A 15,023-nucleotide genomic window follows, 5' to 3' on the forward strand; every position below is an offset into this window, starting at 1 on the left:
GAGCGCAGCCCCGGCCGCGCCGCCCAGCCGGTCTGCCGTACGGCCGTGCCCGGCCGGGCGCCGGTCACCAGGTGGACGCGCACCTCCACGGCCCCGCGCGCCACGACCAGGCTCACCACGTCGGCGTCGCCCGCCCGGGAGCTGGAGGCGGCCCAGCCGTCGCCGGCGCCGAGCGGCCGCAGGTCGGTGCGGTCGGTGTCGGGCAGCCCGAAGCGGTTGTCGGCCGGCCCGGGACCGGTGGCGGTGGAGTAGGCAAGCCGCGTGTAGTGCGGGTCGTAACGGGGGTCGCTGGAGCCGTGGTTGTGCAGCCGTACGATCCCGTCGGCGACAGTGCACTGGATCAGCCAGTTCGGGGCCCGCACGGCGGTAACCGCGTCGGCGACCTCGGCGGGGCCGGGCTCCTCCACCGCCGTCCACACCTCGTGCTCCGGCGGGAGCAGCAGGCCGACGAAGCCCTTGCTGGCCCAGTAGGGCGACGCCGGGCCCGAATAGCGCTGCAGCACGCCTTCGTACGGGCCGTGCCAGCCCAGCGACAGCAGCCCGTCGGGCCCGGCGGCGCCCCGGTCGAGGAAGTAGCGAAGCGCGCCGGAGGCGAGGCGCCGGGTGGTGCCGGGGCTGAGCGGGGTGTGGCCGGTGAGGGCGCCCAGCCAGAGGGGCGCCACGGCGGCCATGCGGTAGGTGAGCGATCGGCCCTGGTGGACGGGGGCGCCGTCGGCGCCGAAGAGGCGGGCGTAGTCGGCGAGATGGAGCCGCAGCCGCTCGCCGTAGAGGGCGAGGCGGTCGGGGTCGGCGGAGAGCCAGGCCTCCAGATTCGGGTAGAGGTGCATGGCCCAGCCGTTGTAGTAGTCGTAGGCGGGGCCGTCGCCGTCGGTGTACCAGCCGTCGCCCTGGTACCAGCGTTCGATGCCGTCCAAGCCCTTGGTCACGGTCACGCGGTCGCCGAGGAACCCGGCGACGGTGACCGGGAACAGTTCCCAGTTGCAGGGTGGGGCCTCGGCGGTGACGGCCGGTCGGAGCCAGGCGGTGGCCCGTTCGCGTACGGAGTCGTCGAGCCGGTCCCAGAGCCAGGGCCTCGTCAGCCGCAGGCACAGCGCGATCGAGGCCGCCTCGACCAGCGGCTGGCTGCGGTCGGCGATCACCGGCCAGTCCTCGGGTGCGTCGCCCCCGGGGTTGACGGTCCCTGCGGCGAGCCCGTCCGCGTACCGCTGCATCAACCCTGACGGGTCGTCACCTCCCGCTCCCGCCACCCGGAAGGCGGCGAGCAGGAAGGTGCGGGCGTACCCCTCCAGCCCGTCCGACCGGGCACCCGACGAGCTGTGGCGGCCGCCGGGCAGGTGGTACAGGGCCCGTCCGGGCGTCGCATGCGGTTCGACGGCGGCCAGCAGCCCGTCGGCGACGGCCTCCCAGTGGGCGCGGGTCCAGCCGGTGCGGGGGCTGAGCGCCCGGTCGTCGGGCGGCATGGGGAAGGGGTTCACGATTGCCGTACGGCCTTTCCCGGGATGAGGTGCGTGCTGGGTGACGTGGGTGTCGTCGCGCGGATGATCGGTCCGCGGGGACCATACCCTCAGGGAGCAAGCGCTTTCTAGAGTCCGTCGGCAAGGTTTCGAAACAGCTCACCCCAGGCCGGGTTCCGTCTCCCGCCCCAGATAGGTCAGCGGCCCCGCATCGGCCACCGCGATCTCATGGAACCCGACCCGGTCATAGAACGCGCGAGCCGCGGTGTTCGCCGTCGCCATCCCGAGGTGGACCGCCCCGACACCCTTCGCCGCGAGCGCCGCCAGAAGCACCCGCATCAACTCGCGCCCGAGCCCCGCCCGCTGATACTCCGGCAACAGATCAATGTGCAGATGCGCCGGATACCCAGCCAACTCCGGCACGATCATCCGCTCCGGGTTCCGCAACAGCCCGATCATCCCCTCCGCCGGCGTCCGCGGCACCCCCACCACCGCGGCGTACCGGTCCTCCACGTTCGGCAGCCACTCCTCCCGGAACCGCTTCGCGAACCCCGCCGTGTCCGCGGTCCCCACGATGTACCCCACCGCCCGGCCGGCCTCATCGGCGGCCACGAACGCCAACTCCGGCTCCAGCTCGGCGTACGGCCCCGCGAAGATGTCCGGCAACAGCTCCGGATCCTCCGGGTACAGGTGCCGCGCGTCGCCCCCCAGCTCCCCGGTACGTACACAGATGTCGTACAGCGCGGCCCGGTCCCTGGGGGCGTACGGGCGAATGACGGCTCGTTTGGTCATGGGTCCAGCGTGAGTCCCGCGGGACCGCTCCCACAAGCCATGTGCATACGGGCGGTGCCGCCTGCGCCGGGGCGCGTTCGCTTCGTCTTTGGGGCGGGGCGCCGCCGGGGAGGTAGCGCGGCGGCCCCGACCCAGCCACGAACAGAACGCGAACCCGGCGCAGGCGGCAGCCGCTACGCGTACAGGCCGTCGAGCCAGGACTGCCAGGCGTGCAGGGTCTTTTCGGCGTCGACGTCGTCCCGGAAGAGGTGGAGCGCGACCCCGACGGGGGCCCCGAAGGCGTTGCGGCCGAAGAAGCGGTACAGGCGTCCTCCGTGCGCAGGCCGACGAAGTCGGGGTTGAGGTAGTCCACCACTGCGTCCTGCGGCTCGGTGCCGGGGAGGGCGACGCGCAGCGTGTCGTCCTGGGACGTGCCGTCGCCGATGCCGAGCTCACGGCGGAGCGTGGAAAAGCCGTCAGGGGCGGCCGAAGCCGCGGGCGCGTCCGTGGAGACGTACGTGACCGGGCGCCGGCTGAAGTGGGTGAGGTATTGGCCGAGGGTGTGCAGGTAGAAGTCGGTGTGCTTGCTGGCGCCGTCGTACTGGTTGTCCCAGTCGTCGGTGAAGATCCCGCTGTGGACGTAGCGGAACCACGTGGTGCCGCCGTCGCGGCCCTCGATGACGTGCTCCAGCTGGTTGAAGAAGCCGCCCTCGCCCGCGACGCGGGTGACGAAGTGGTTCGGCGGGTCCCAGACGGTCACCTTGCCGCCGAAGGCGGCGTCGCCGCCGACGCGCGGCTCGAACTCCATGGGCCAGAGCCAGCCGCCGGTGCCGGTGGTGATCGCGTCCCAGTACTCCTGCGGAGTGGTGGGGACTTCACCTTCGCGGCTGATCTCGAATTCCTTGGGCATGGCTAGGACTCCTCGTTGTTCGTCTTGGGACTCTTGAGACTGGGGTGCAGCGCGACAACAAGACGGTGCTTGCGGCCGCTCTCCGCGCTCCCGTCGTGGTACTTGGCGACCAGGCCGCTGACGGCGTCGGTCAGGTCCGCCGCGAACGCGGCACGGTCCGCGGCGGAGGCGAAGCGGACCTCGCTGTCGATGGCGTACGTCGCGAGCTTCCGCTTGGCGGCAGTCGCGCCGACGATCAACTGGCCGACCTCCTGGACCAGGCGGGCGGCGAGTGACAGCAGCCAGCGCGCGGACAGCTGGTCCGGGGAGCGGGAGGGATCGGGCGCGACCTGGGGCAGGGCGGCCGGGGAGATGACGTACGAGGCGGCGGTCGCCCGCAGGACGCGCTCGGTGCAGTTGCCCTTGCGGCGTTCCTCGACGAGTTCGACCAGGCCGTGCCGCTCCAGGGCCTTGAGGTGGTAGTTCGCCTTCTGACGGGACAGGCCGGACGTCGCGGCCAGCGTGCTGGCGGACCCCGGCTGGGCCAGGGCGGCCAGCAGGCGGGCCCGTATCGGGTCCAGGCTCGCCTCGGCGGCAGCCGGGTCGTCGATCACTGTCACATCAAGCATGGGACCACCGTGCCACCGACAACTTTTTTTGTCAAGGAAGTCCAAACTGTCGGAGCTGGGCAGAGGAGGAAGGCGTCAGTCGCCGGGTTCCACGGCCGCCGGAGCGACCGCCGTCTCGGCGGCGCCCTGCAGGCGCTCCAGGTCGGAGGGCCGGACCTGGATCACGACGAGCGCGATCAGCGCCGCCACGATCGTGAAGGCCGCGGCGACCAGGAACGCCGTGGTGATCCCGCTGGTGAGCACCTGGTCGCCCCATGGCGGAGGGAGCTGTCTGGTGCGCTGGAACACCAGCCGCTGGCCCGGCGTCGCCTGGGCCAGGAAGGAGGGCAGCTGATGCATGGCCTCATTCCGGCTGGCCGTGCCGAAGACCGTGACCAGGATGGACAGCCCGAGCGAACCGCCGACCTGCTGGGTGGCGTTGAGCAGCCCGGACGCCGCGCCGGCCTCGTGCGGGGCGACGCCGGAGACGGCCGTCAGCGTCAGCGCCACGTACTGCAGGCCCATGCCGAGGCCGAACAGCAGCATCGGGCCGAGGATGCTGCCCGCGTACGTGCTGTTGATGTTGGTGAACGTCAGCCAGATCAGACCGCCCGCGGCGCTCAGCGCACCGCAGACCATGAGCGGCTTCGGGCCGAACCTGGGCAACTGCCGGGAGGAGATCCCGGCGCCCACCACGATGACCGCGCTCACGGGGAGAAATGCCAGCCCCGCTTCGAGCGGGCTGAAATGCAGAACGTCCTGCACGAAGAGTGTGAGGAAGAAGAACATGCCGAAGATCGCGGCGGCGAAGCTCAGCATGATTCCGTACGTTCCCGCCCGGTTGCGGTCGGCGAACATGTGCATCGGCGTGATCGGCCGACTCGTACGCCTTTCAATCGCGATGAAGGCGGCGAGCAGCACCACGGCCATCGCGAATGCGCCGATGGTCAGCGGATTACGCCAGCCCTCCTGGGCGGCGCGGATGAATCCGTAGACGAGCGAGGCCATGCCGAGTGTCGAGGTGAATGCTCCGGCGATGTCGAAGCGGCCCGGGTGGCGGGCGGACTCCTTGATGGCGCGGGGCGCGGCGAGGGCGATGATGATGGCGATCGGCGCATTGACGAAGAAGACCCAGCGCCAGTTGAGCCATTCGACGAGGATCCCGCCCGCCAGCAGCCCGATCGCGCCACCGCCGGCCGACACGGCGGAGAAGACCCCGAACGCGCGGTTGCGGGCCGGGCCTTCGGTGAAGGTCGTGGTGATCAGCGCGAGCGCGGTGGGGGACGCGATGGCACCGCCAACGCCCTGCAGGGCGCGGGCAGCGAGGAGTTCGCCGGAATTCTGGGCGAAGCCGCCGATCAGTGACGCCAGGGCGAAGAGCAGGACGCCGAAGATGAAGACCCGCCTGCGGCCCAGGATGTCGCCGGCGCGGCCTCCGAGGAGGAGCAGGCCGCCGAAAGTCAGTGTGTAGGCGTTGAGTACCCAGGACAGGCCGGTGGTGGAGAAATTCAGTGCGGTCTGGATGTGCGGCAGCGCGATGTTCACGATGGTGATGTCGAGCACCACCATCAGCTGACAGGAGGCGATGACGGCGAGTGCGGCGCCATTACGTCCCGTGCGTTCTGTTGTCTTCTGCGTCGAGGTCGTCATGGCGACCCTCTGCCTGTTGCCGGCTCCAGTGAACGGTGGCGTTCACTTGCCCAACGCTAGAACCCCGCTCCCCTGATCGCAATTTCTCACCCGTATGGGTCCTTGGGCTCGGCGATGCGTGTGACGTCCGACGCGTCCAGCGCGGCGCGGGCCGCGTCGGTGCCGACCTTTCCGGTGGGCCGCCACCGGCCGGTCGCGGTGACCCACGCGTCGGCGGGCGGGGCCGTGGCGCCGTGCATCTCGACCTTGAGCACTTGTGCGTCGGCCGCGCAGCAGGTGACGACCAGGCGGCTGAGGTACCAGGTGCCGCCGCTGCCGGGGGTGACGAAGCCGGTGAGCCGGACCGTACGGCCCTTCATGGACTGGCCGGTGTCCCAGATCGCGCGGGAGGTGAACTCGCTGAGGGACAGGTCGACGGTGCCGCCGCTCTTGAGGGCCGGGAAGCCGCCGGCGCCTGCTGTGCTGCTGCGGGCTTGGGTGTTGTCGTCGCGGGAGGCGGTGTACGAGCCGAGGGCGGGCGGCGCGAAGAACAGCAGGGTCAGGGCGGGGACGTAGAGCAGCCAGGCGACGCGCGGGCCCTTGGAGTGGTCGTGGCCGTGGGCCTCGGACTCGCCGTGGTGTTCGTGCTCGGGCTCGGGCCGGCTGAAGGGGAAGCCGTCGCGGGCGGCGCCGATGATGCCGAGCACCACCAGCACCACGCCGGAGGCGATGAGCGGGATCCGCAGCCCGGGCTGGACATAACGCAGATACACCTCGGTGAACAGCGAGATGTGCAGCATGCCGGCGCCTGCCAGCAGCAGCAGAAGGACCTGCAGATTGCGCCTCACAGCAACCACCACCCCACGAGCGAGCTGCACGCCAACGCCATGAACCACGTCGCCGTGGAGAACCGCATCGCGAAGGCGCGCCCGAAGGTGCCCGACTGCAATGCGATCAGTTTCAGGTCCACCATCGGCCCGACCACCATGAAGGCCAGCCGCGCGGTCGGCGAGAAGCCGGTCAGCGAGGCGGCCACGAAGGCGTCGGCCTCCGAGCACACGGCGAGGATCACGGCCAGCAGTGCCAGGGCGGGGACCGCCAGCCAGGGCGCGTCGGTGAAGAGCCGCAGCACGGAGTGCGGGACGGTGACGTTGAAGGTCGCGGCACCCGCGGCCCCCAGCACCAGGAAGCCCCCTGCATGCAGGAAGTCGTGCTGCAGGCTCTGCCGGAACTCCTCGCCCCGCCTGGCGCCGGCCGTGTGCCCGGTCGGCCCCTTCGGCAGCCGCAGCCACTCCTCGCGCCCCGCCCGCACCCACAGCCAGCCCATCGCGACCGACGTGGCGAGCGAAGCCACCAGCCGGGCCAGCACCATCTCCGGACTCTTGGGGAACGCGATTCCCGTCGCCACCAGCACCACCGGGTTGATCGCCGGCGCCGACAACAAAAACGCCAGCGCCGCCGCCGGGGCCACCCCCCGCCGCATCAGACTCCCCGCCACCGGCACCGACGCGCACTCACACCCCGGCAGCACCACCCCGGCCAGGCCCGCCACCGGCACCGCCAGCGCCTGATTGCGCGGCAGCGCCTTGGCGAACACCGACGCCGGTACGAAAGTCGCGATCGCCGCAGACACCAGCGTCCCCAGCAGCAGGAAGGGCACCCCCTGCACCACGATCGCCGTGAACACCGTCCGCCAGGCCCGGACCGCCCCGCCGTCCGCCCACAGCACCGCCTCCGGCCCCAGCACCATCACCACGGTGCCGATGACGGCCAGGCACACCAGCCCGACCCCGGCCAGCACCACCCCCCGCACGGCCGTCCCCACGCCTCCGGCCATCTCACGCCGAGCCGCGGGGAGTTCGTCCTCTGCCACGTCGCTCATTTCCCGTACGTCCATCAGGCCCCACAGGCTAGCGGGCACACCGCAGCGACATGCAGAGGTCCGGCGCCTGTGCGGTGGGGCCGGCTGGGGGCGGGCGATCAGGTGGTCGCCAGACGGAGCGTGAGCGCGGCGATGGCGAGGACGAGAGGGATCGCCGCGTTCGTCGCGGGATCGCGGACGCGCAGGTGGGAGCCGACCGCGCCGATGAAGTAGAGGATGACGCCGATGGCGGCGCGACACCGAGCGGCCACCAGAACAGGCCGATGAGGAGGCCGACGGCGCCGGCGGCCTCGGCGGTGGCCAGGAGCCAGAGTTTGTCGAGGGGGAAGCCAACGGTTCGCATGACCTTGAACTGGGCGGGGTTCTTGCGGAGTTTGCCGGTGGCCGAGAGCAGCAGGAACGCGGCGAGCAGGGCGGAGACGATGGCGGTGGCGGTGAACGCCGGGCTGGGCGCGCAGGATCAACGACCGGCGGGCGAGCGCCGACTTCGACTGGTTCGAGCTGCGCGGCCTGACACCGTGAGAGAGCGCCGCCGGGCCCGGGCAGGGGGGCGGCGGCGCTCCGTCACGCTGAGGCCTGCGGTCAGGCGGCGGCGCCGGCCATCGCGCGGCACATCTCGGCGCAGCGTCGACAGGCGTCGGCGCAGCGCTTCATCTGGGGATCACCGGGCATGGACATACACGCCTCGGCGCACATGTCACATGCCCGCGCGCACATCGCGCACATCTCGGCCGCCAGCGGCGACCTGCGCATCATCATGTCGGCGCACATGCGAGTCATCTCGGTGCAGTCCATGAGCGCGCGCATGATTTGCATGCTGTCCTGGCCACCGCCCATGGACAGGCAGGAGCTCATCGTCTCCTCGCACATGGTGTGGCACGCCATGCAGGCCTCGACGCACGCCTGCATGTCCTTGCTCATCGGGGTCATCTTCGCCGCGGACTGGGTCATGGTGCCTCCTCGGGGACGGGAACGACCGCCACGGCCGCTCCTACGCTTCCGTACTACGCCCGACCGACGCCGCGCGCCATCGCTCAGACCCTTCCGGTCCACTTCACGCCCGGTCGAGCTCCGCCTCGAAGACCTCGTAGGCCGTCTGGTCGAACAGCACGAACCGCACCTCGTCGACCTGGCTTCCCTCCCCCGCCGCTGCCTGCGTCACCTCCCGCACCGTACGCAGGGCGATGGCGGCTCCGTCGTCCAGCGGCCAGCCGTAGATGCCGGTGGAGATGGCGGGGAAGGCGACCGTACGGGCCCCCAACTCGTCGGCGACGCGCAGGGACTCGCGGTAGCAGGAGGCCAGCAGGGCGGAGCGGTCCTCCTCGCGGGACCAGACAGGGCCAACCGTGTGGATCACCCAGCGGGCCGGCAGCCGGCCGGCGGTGGTGGCCACGGCCCGGCCGGTCGGCAGGCCGCGTCCGTAGCGGGAGTCGCGGAGCCTGCGGCATTCGGCGAGGATCTGCGGTCCGCCGCGGCGGTGGATGGCGCCGTCGACGCCGCCTCCTCCGAGGAGGGAGGAGTTGGCGGCGTTCACGACGGCGTCGACGGCCTGCTCGGTGATGTCGCCGCGGACCAGCGTGATGTGTGCCATGCCCGCGATCCTGCCACTCCGGCGCTACCAGTCGCAGGGCAGGGACAGGTCCCAGAGCGAGTCGCAGAGGACCGCGGGCGTCTGCGGCCAGCCGTGCCGGTACCAGTGCGCGATGCGCCAGGCGAGGCGCTTCGGCCAGATCGGCAGGCCGGGCAGCTCCGCGACCGGGACCCAGACCAGTCCGGCCTCCTCCGCACCGAGGTCGAGCGAGGACCGGGGGCCGGTCTCGCCGTGGGCCTCCACCAGGAAGTAGTGGCCGGGGTGGGAGCCGCCCCGGATGTTCCGGTCGACCTGGGCGATCTCCCGGAGGATGGTGCCGGTCAGCCCGGTCTCCTCGGTCAGCTCGCGCAGCACGGCGTCCTGCGGGGTCTCCCCCGGCTCGATGCCGCCGCCGGGGACCTCGTAGACGTCCTCAGGGCCGTCCCAGTACTTGATCAGCAGCATCCGGCCGTCCCTGATCACCACCGCGCCGGCCCGCGACCGCTTCGGCGGCCGTCCATAGGGCTCGTCCACCACCAGCCGGCCGCGCCACCACGGCTCGCCCGTCCAGGAGCGCAGGGTCGCCTCGCTCGCGCTCCAGGGCGTGAGCGGCAGGTGCACGGCCTCCTCGCGGGTGAGCAGGCGGGCCCGGCCGGCGTCTTCGGCCGTGGCACGGAAGTAGAGGTGCGTGCCGGTGACGGCACGCACCTCCAGGTTCGGTTCGGGCTCGACCTTGACCTCGCAGCCGAGGGCGGTGCGGGCCGCCTCAACCGCCGCTGTCGCGGGGGCACCGCCGGGCGGTACGGGGCCGCCGGGGAGGGTGTAGTCGTCCTGGACGGCGAGCCGCCCGTCGTGGAAGAGGATCACTCCGGAGTGAGTTAAGGACATCCTGCGGACGCTAACGGTTGCACCCGGGCCGCTGCCAGGGGTTTCCGGGGCGCGCGGTGGCATGCCCCGGCGCTACGCCATGGCGGGTTCGGCGGCCTGGGCGGTGACGACGAAGGAGTAGGCCAGGACGGCAAGGCGCCGACGGCCTGCTGGCCGGGGAGCTTGAACCCGCCGCCGTAGAGCAGGCCGGTACGGCCGCTGGGGGCGTCGGCGGTGCCGAGGATGCCGACGAGGAGGGTGCAGGTGAGTCCGCGGGCTCAGCCGAACTTGACGGTGGCGTCCATCTCCCACAGCAGGACTTCCGCACCCGCCGCGCCCGAGGTGACGCGCTGACCGTCGGCGGCCGTGACGCGGACCGCGTCGCCGGCGCCGAGGAGGCCGACGCCTTCGAGGGCGGCCTCACCCTTGGCGACATAGACGTGGACGAAGGGTGCCGTCGGAATGGCGAGGGTCTCGTTCGCACCCATGCGGGCGGCCTGCAGAGCGGCGTGCTTCTGCCGGATGGAGATGGCGCGGTCGTCGGCGTGCTTGGGCATACCGGAGGCCACGGTGACCCAACCGCCGCTCGCGAGCTGGTCGTTGATGTCGAGCTGTTCGTAGCCGGGCTTGATGCCCTGCTCGTCGGGGAAGACCCACATCTGCACGAAGTGCACGGGCTCCCGGTGCTCCGGCTCGCCGGTGAGCGTCCAGGAGTCGTTCTTCTCGCTGTGGAGGATGCCCTTGCCGGCGCTCATGCGCTGGGCGAGACCGGGATAGATGACGCCGTTGTGGCCCTCGGAGTCCTGGTGGACGAGTCCGCCGTCGAGAACCCAGGTGACGATCTCCATGTCGCGGTGCGGGTGGGTGTCGAAGCCGGTGCCGGGCGCGACGACGTCGTCGTTGGAGACGAGGAGCAGCCCGAAGTGGGTGTTGGCGGGGTCGTAGTGCTGGCTGAAGGAGAAGCAGTGGTGGGAGTCGAGCCAGCCGGCGCGGGTGTGGAAGCGGTCGTCCGCCCGGCGGATGTCCAGCTGGGTGTTCATGGCTCTCCTTGCCTGTGAGGGTTCCGTACGCCAACGTAACATGTTGAATCCCGAACTATATTCCGTAGCTCCGCAGCTTCCGGTAGACCGTGGCACGGGCGATGCCCAGCGCCTGTGCGGCCCTGGCCGGCGTCCGGGCGCCGAGCCGGTCGGCGCCGGGGTCGCCCGGGGCGTCGTCGTGGACCAGGCCGGCGGCGTGCCGTTCCAGGAGGGCGAGGGCGTCGTCGGAGACCGTTCGCGCGGCTTCGGCACTGACGAGCCGGGTGCGGCCGTCCGTCACGACCACGGGACGGTGCTCCGGGTCCTCTCCCAGGTAGGCGTCAAGGAGCAGCTCTTCGATTACCTTCACCGGGTCCGTCCCAACCGTGTCTCGTATTGAGACACCACAGCCGACGCGTGATCATCCAAGATCGATTCTGGTTGCTCTTTCAATTATCCGTCAGGAGCCCCTCCACCGCGATCGTCCCCGACGGCACGCCCGGCCCCGGCTTCGACCGCGACCCGGAGCTGTACCACCAGCCCTCCACCCGCCCCGGCGCCAAGCTCCCGCACGCCTGGCTGTCCGCCGGGACGCGGAATCTGTCGACCCTGGACCTGGCCGGCAGGGGCCGCTTCACCGTGATCACCGGCATCGGCGGCGACGCCTGGACCGAGGCCGCCCGAAGCATCGGCGAAGAGCTGGGCCTGGACATCGCCACCGCCGTGATCGGTCCCGGGCGCGAGTACGACGATCCGTACGGCGACTGGGCGCGGCTGCGCGAGACCGGCGACGGCGGCGTGCTGCTGGTCCGCCCGGACCTGCACATCGCCTTCCGGCACGAGAGCGCGACGCCGGATGACGCGGCAAGGCTGCTGTCGGATGCGCTGAAGCGCATCCTGGGACGGGACCGAGACGAGAAGTGACGAGGTAACGACGATGGCCACCGACTTCACCGAGGACACCGCGACCGCCGCGGTCGTGGAGAGCTTCTCGAAGACCCCGGACCCGCGGCTGCGCGAGATCCTGGGCAGTCTGACCCGTCATCTGCACGCTTTCGTACGGGACATCGAGCCGACGACCCAGGAGTGGGAACAGGCCATCGCCTTCCTCACCGCCACCGGGCAGAAGTGCGACGCCACCCGGCAGGAGTTCATTCTCCTCTCCGACGTGCTGGGCGTGTCGATGCTGGTGGAGGCCATCAACGACCGGAAGGCGGCCGCCGCCACCGACTCCACGGTGCTCGGACCCTTCCACGTCGTCGACTCCCCGCCGCGCGAGCTGGGCGACTCCATCGACCTCCTCGACACCGGCGAGCCCTGCGTGGTCACCGGGCGTGTCGTGTCGGTCGACGGCACGCCGCTGCCGCGGGCGCTCGTTGACGTGTGGCAGTGCAACGAGGACGGCTTCTACGACGTCCAGCAGCCGGACCTGCAGCCCCTCGGCAACGGCCGGGGGCTGTTCACGACCGACGCCGAGGGCGCCTTCCTCTTCCGGACGATCGTCCCGTCGTACTACCCGATCCCGACGGACGGACCGGTGGGCGACCTGCTGGCGGCCGGCGAACGGCATCCGTACCGCCCGGCGCACATCCATTTCATCGCCGGAGCGGAGGGTCATGCGCCGGTCACCACGCACATTTTCGTGGCGGGCAGCCCCTATCTGGAGTCGGACGCGGTGTTCGCGGTGAAGAAGAGTCTCGTCGAGGAGTTCTCCGTGGTAGACGACCCTGTGCAAGCAGCCGCGTACGGGGTGGCGAACCCCTTCCGGCTCGCGAACTTCGACATCGTCCTGCAGTCCTCATGAGCACCGAATTCGTCTACGAGGCGCTGCCCATGCGGGTGGTTTTCCGGCCCGGCGCCGCGACCTCCGCCGTCGCCGGGGAGGCCGAACGCCTCGGAATGCGCCGGGTGCTGGTGCTCTCGGGCTCCCGGGGCCGCGACGTCGCCCAGGCCGTGGCCGACTCGCTCGGCGACACCTGCGTGGGCCTGCACCCCGGCGCCGTCATGCACGTCCCCGTCGAGGTCGCCGACGAAGCGGTCGACGTGGCCCGCAAGCTCGACGCCGACGGCTGCGTCGCGGTCGGCGGCGGCTCGGCCCTGGCCCTGCGCGCCGGCCTGCCCCTCATCGCGGTGCCCTCGACCTACGCGGGCTCCGAGATGACCCCGGTCTGGGGTCTCACGGAGAACGGCGTCAAGCGCACCGGCCGCGCCCGCGCCGTCCTGCCGCGCAGCGTCGTCTACGACCCCGAACTCACCCTCACCATGCCGCCCGCCCTCTCCGGCACCAGCGGCATGAACGCCATCGCCCACGCCGTCGAGGCCCTCTACGCCCCCGACGCCTCCCCGGTCGTCTCCCTCATGGCCGAGGAAGGCATACGTTCCCTCGCCGCCGCGTTGCCCGTCGTCGCCGACGCCCGCAGCCAGGCCCTCTACGGCGCCTGGCTCTGCGGCGCCTGCCTCGGCGCGACCACCATGGGCCTCCACCACAAGCTCTGCCACGTGCTGGGCGGCACCTTCAATCTCCCCCACGCCGACACCCACACCGTCGTCCTGCCCTACGTCCTCGCCTTCAACTCCCCCGCCGCCCCCGCCGCAGTGGCCGCCCTCCGCCGCGCCCTCGGCACCCCCGACCCGGCCCTCGGCCTCTACGACCTCGCCGGCCGTCTCGGCGCCCCCCGTTCCCTCGCCGCGCTGGGCCTGCCTCGCGACGGCATCGAGCGCGCGGTCGACCTCGCCGCCGCGACGCCGTACGCCAACCCGCGCGAGGCTTCGCCGGACGACCTGCGGACCATCCTCACGGCAGCGTACGAGGGTGCCCCGCCCCCGCCTGCTGTGTGACCGGGCTTGAAACCCGCACGGGCGCGGACGGCGTCACTTCTGGGCGTCGAGGACGCTCTTCGGCACGGCCGTGTCGTTCTTCAGCGCCTTCCAGACCTCGCTCGCGGAGCTCGTCTCGACCACCCGGTTGGGGTCGGAGGGGGCGGTGGCGACCGGAATGGTGATGGCGGTGAGATTGTCCGAGCCGATCTGGCGGAGGCTCGACCCGAAGCTGACCAGCTCGCTCAGGGAGTCGAGTTCGGTGTCGGTGGTGATGGCGCTGGTGATCGTTTCGGCCATGCCGTAGATCTTGGCGGGGTTGGTGAGCAGGTCGGCGGACGAGACCTGCTTGAGCATCGCGTGCAGGAGCTGCTGCTGGAGCTCGATGCGGCCGAGGTCGCTGCCGTCGCCGACGCCGTGCCGGGTGCGGGCGAAGGCGAGCGCCGTCTTGCCGTCGAGGTGGTGCGTGCCGGCCTTGAGGTGGAGGTGGCTCTTGTCGTCGTTGATGTCCTTGGTGGTGGTGACGGTCACCCCGCCGAGGGAGTCGATGAGTTTGGCGAAGCCGGTGAAGTCGATCTCGATGTAGTGGTCCATGCGTACCCCGGTGAGGGTCTCGACCGTCTTGACCGCGCAGACCGCGCCGCCCACCGAGAAGGCGCTGTTGAACATGGCGTTGTAGGCGGCGGAGGTGCTGCCGCTGGAGGTCGGGCACGACGGACGGTAGACGAGGGTGTCGCGGGGGATGCTGACGACGGTGGCCTTGGTGTGCGCCTCGTTGATGTGTACGACCATCGCGGTGTCGGAGCGGGCGCCGCTGGTGTTGCCGCCGCCGAGCTTGGCGTTGCTGCCGCTGCGCGAGTCCGAGCCGAGGACCAGGATGTTCATCGCGCCGGTGGCGACGGGCGACTGCGATGCAGAGGCCGAAGTGGACGGCGTCGCGGCCGCGACCTTGCTGGGGCGGTCGGTGCCGAGCGCGCCGTTGATGTCGACGCTCTTGATGTTGTTGTCGAGGTGCCAGTAGGCGATGCCGGCTGCCGTGCCGCCGAGGGCGACCGTGAAACCGAGGGCGACACCGGCCGCGATCAGAGCGCGGGTTCTGCGTCGGCGTCGTTGGGGAGCACCGCCGGCCTCGTCACCCGGCGGCACCTTGTGGTCTTCCGTCATGCGGACGAACTTAAGTGCGGATTGTTGCGTTCAGCGCCACAGAGCGTTCTTTCTTGGGAAGATCTCATAATCGTTGGGAAGCTCTCATAAAGGGCTCCCGTGCCCGGAACTGTCCGCAGCTGACAAAGGCGTGGCGCGGCGTACGAAAGCTGCTCAGCGCCGTCTGAATCCGCGCTCGGTGCGGTCCTACTGTCCGGTACATGACTACGAGCCGCGACAGACGTCCGAAGTGGCGCAGCGCCGCAATCGCGGGGCTGCTGGCCGCAGGAGGACTGGCGGGAGTGCCCGCCGCGCACGCGGCCACCGCGCACGCGGAAAGTCCCGTCGTGTCCAGTTCACTGGTCACCGGTGTC

The 15,023-nt window shown here is 71.1% G+C and carries 15 protein-coding genes and 2 pseudogenes; 3 read left to right on the forward strand and 14 right to left on the reverse strand.

The window, feature by feature from the left end:
• The 13 genes and pseudogenes from EFK10_RS29015 to EFK10_RS29080 all read right to left on the reverse strand — a co-directional run.
• On the reverse strand, nt 1–1,460 hold a 1,460-nt coding region (locus tag EFK10_RS29015; protein WP_127358658.1), incomplete at its 3' end, for a DUF2264 domain-containing protein.
• A gap of 153 nt (nt 1,461–1,613) precedes the next feature.
• Nucleotides 1,614–2,246: a GNAT family N-acetyltransferase gene (locus tag EFK10_RS29020; protein WP_127358622.1), complete on the reverse strand. Its 633-nt coding sequence runs from the start codon at nt 2,244–2,246 to the stop codon at nt 1,614–1,616.
• A gap of 891 nt (nt 2,247–3,137) precedes the next feature.
• The gene (locus EFK10_RS29030) at nt 3,138–3,743 is read right to left on the reverse strand and encodes an ArsR/SmtB family transcription factor (protein ID WP_127358623.1); all 606 of its coding nucleotides are present in this window, start codon (nt 3,741–3,743) and stop codon (nt 3,138–3,140) included.
• 75 nt (nt 3,744–3,818) lie between these two features.
• Nucleotides 3,819–5,372: an MFS transporter gene (locus EFK10_RS29035; protein WP_127358624.1), complete on the reverse strand. Its 1,554-nt coding sequence runs from the start codon at nt 5,370–5,372 to the stop codon at nt 3,819–3,821.
• Between the two features lie 86 nt (nt 5,373–5,458).
• On the reverse strand, nt 5,459–6,199 hold the full coding sequence (locus EFK10_RS29040; RefSeq protein ID WP_127358625.1) for a TIGR03943 family putative permease subunit: 741 nt from the start codon (nt 6,197–6,199) through the stop codon (nt 5,459–5,461).
• Nucleotides 6,196–7,233: a permease gene (locus EFK10_RS29045; protein WP_407647169.1), complete on the reverse strand. Its 1,038-nt coding sequence runs from the start codon at nt 7,231–7,233 to the stop codon at nt 6,196–6,198. The genes EFK10_RS29040 and EFK10_RS29045 overlap by 4 nt, the downstream gene beginning before the upstream one ends.
• Before the next feature lie 98 nt (nt 7,234–7,331).
• A complete protein-coding gene (locus EFK10_RS51025) occupies nt 7,332–7,484 on the reverse strand; it encodes a DoxX family protein (protein ID WP_240677535.1) in 153 nt (50 codons plus the stop codon).
• Between the two features lie 50 nt (nt 7,485–7,534).
• A pseudogene (locus tag EFK10_RS53495) lies at nt 7,535–7,657 on the reverse strand (hypothetical protein); the annotation flags it as partial.
• A gap of 158 nt (nt 7,658–7,815) precedes the next feature.
• Complete coding sequence (locus EFK10_RS29055) at nt 7,816–8,184, reverse strand: four-helix bundle copper-binding protein (RefSeq protein ID WP_127358626.1); 369 nt, start codon at nt 8,182–8,184, stop codon at nt 7,816–7,818.
• A 103-nt stretch (nt 8,185–8,287) separates the two neighbouring features.
• Nucleotides 8,288–8,824 carry an O-acetyl-ADP-ribose deacetylase gene (locus EFK10_RS29060; protein WP_127358627.1) on the reverse strand — a complete coding sequence of 179 codons (537 nt, stop codon included), beginning with the start codon at nt 8,822–8,824 and terminating at the stop codon, nt 8,288–8,290.
• 24 nt (nt 8,825–8,848) lie between these two features.
• A complete protein-coding gene (locus EFK10_RS52310) occupies nt 8,849–9,691 on the reverse strand; it encodes an NUDIX domain-containing protein (protein WP_265737572.1) in 843 nt (280 codons plus the stop codon).
• 257 nt (nt 9,692–9,948) lie between these two features.
• Nucleotides 9,949–10,710 (reverse strand): pirin family protein, encoded by a 762-nt coding sequence (locus EFK10_RS29075; protein WP_127358628.1) that lies wholly within the window; start codon nt 10,708–10,710, stop codon nt 9,949–9,951.
• A 55-nt stretch (nt 10,711–10,765) separates the two neighbouring features.
• Nucleotides 10,766–11,059 (reverse strand): hypothetical protein, encoded by a 294-nt coding sequence (locus EFK10_RS29080; RefSeq protein ID WP_127358629.1) that lies wholly within the window; start codon nt 11,057–11,059, stop codon nt 10,766–10,768.
• 101 nt (nt 11,060–11,160) lie between these two features.
• Here EFK10_RS29080 and EFK10_RS29085 point away from each other — a divergent pair.
• From EFK10_RS29085 to EFK10_RS29095, 3 genes and pseudogenes are all read left to right on the forward strand, one after another.
• Nucleotides 11,161–11,613 (forward strand): annotated as a pseudogene (locus EFK10_RS29085) (aromatic-ring hydroxylase C-terminal domain-containing protein); the annotation flags it as partial.
• 13 nt (nt 11,614–11,626) lie between these two features.
• Nucleotides 11,627–12,493, forward strand: a complete 867-nt coding sequence (locus tag EFK10_RS29090; protein ID WP_127358630.1) for a dioxygenase family protein — start codon at nt 11,627–11,629, stop codon at nt 12,491–12,493.
• Nucleotides 12,490–13,527, forward strand: a complete 1,038-nt coding sequence (locus EFK10_RS29095; protein WP_127358631.1) for a maleylacetate reductase — start codon at nt 12,490–12,492, stop codon at nt 13,525–13,527. Before EFK10_RS29090 ends, EFK10_RS29095 begins: the two co-directional genes overlap by 4 nt.
• Nucleotides 13,528–13,560: 33 nt before the next feature.
• Here the strand turns inward: EFK10_RS29095 and EFK10_RS29100 are convergent, their stop codons facing one another.
• Complete coding sequence (locus EFK10_RS29100) at nt 13,561–14,670, reverse strand: LCP family protein (RefSeq protein WP_127358632.1); 1,110 nt, start codon at nt 14,668–14,670, stop codon at nt 13,561–13,563.
• Nucleotides 14,671–15,023: the final 353 nt, after the last annotated feature.

The organism is Streptomyces soli (assembly GCF_003999195.1).
GTDB classification, from domain to species: Bacteria; Actinomycetota; Actinomycetes; order Streptomycetales; family Streptomycetaceae; genus Actinacidiphila; species Actinacidiphila soli.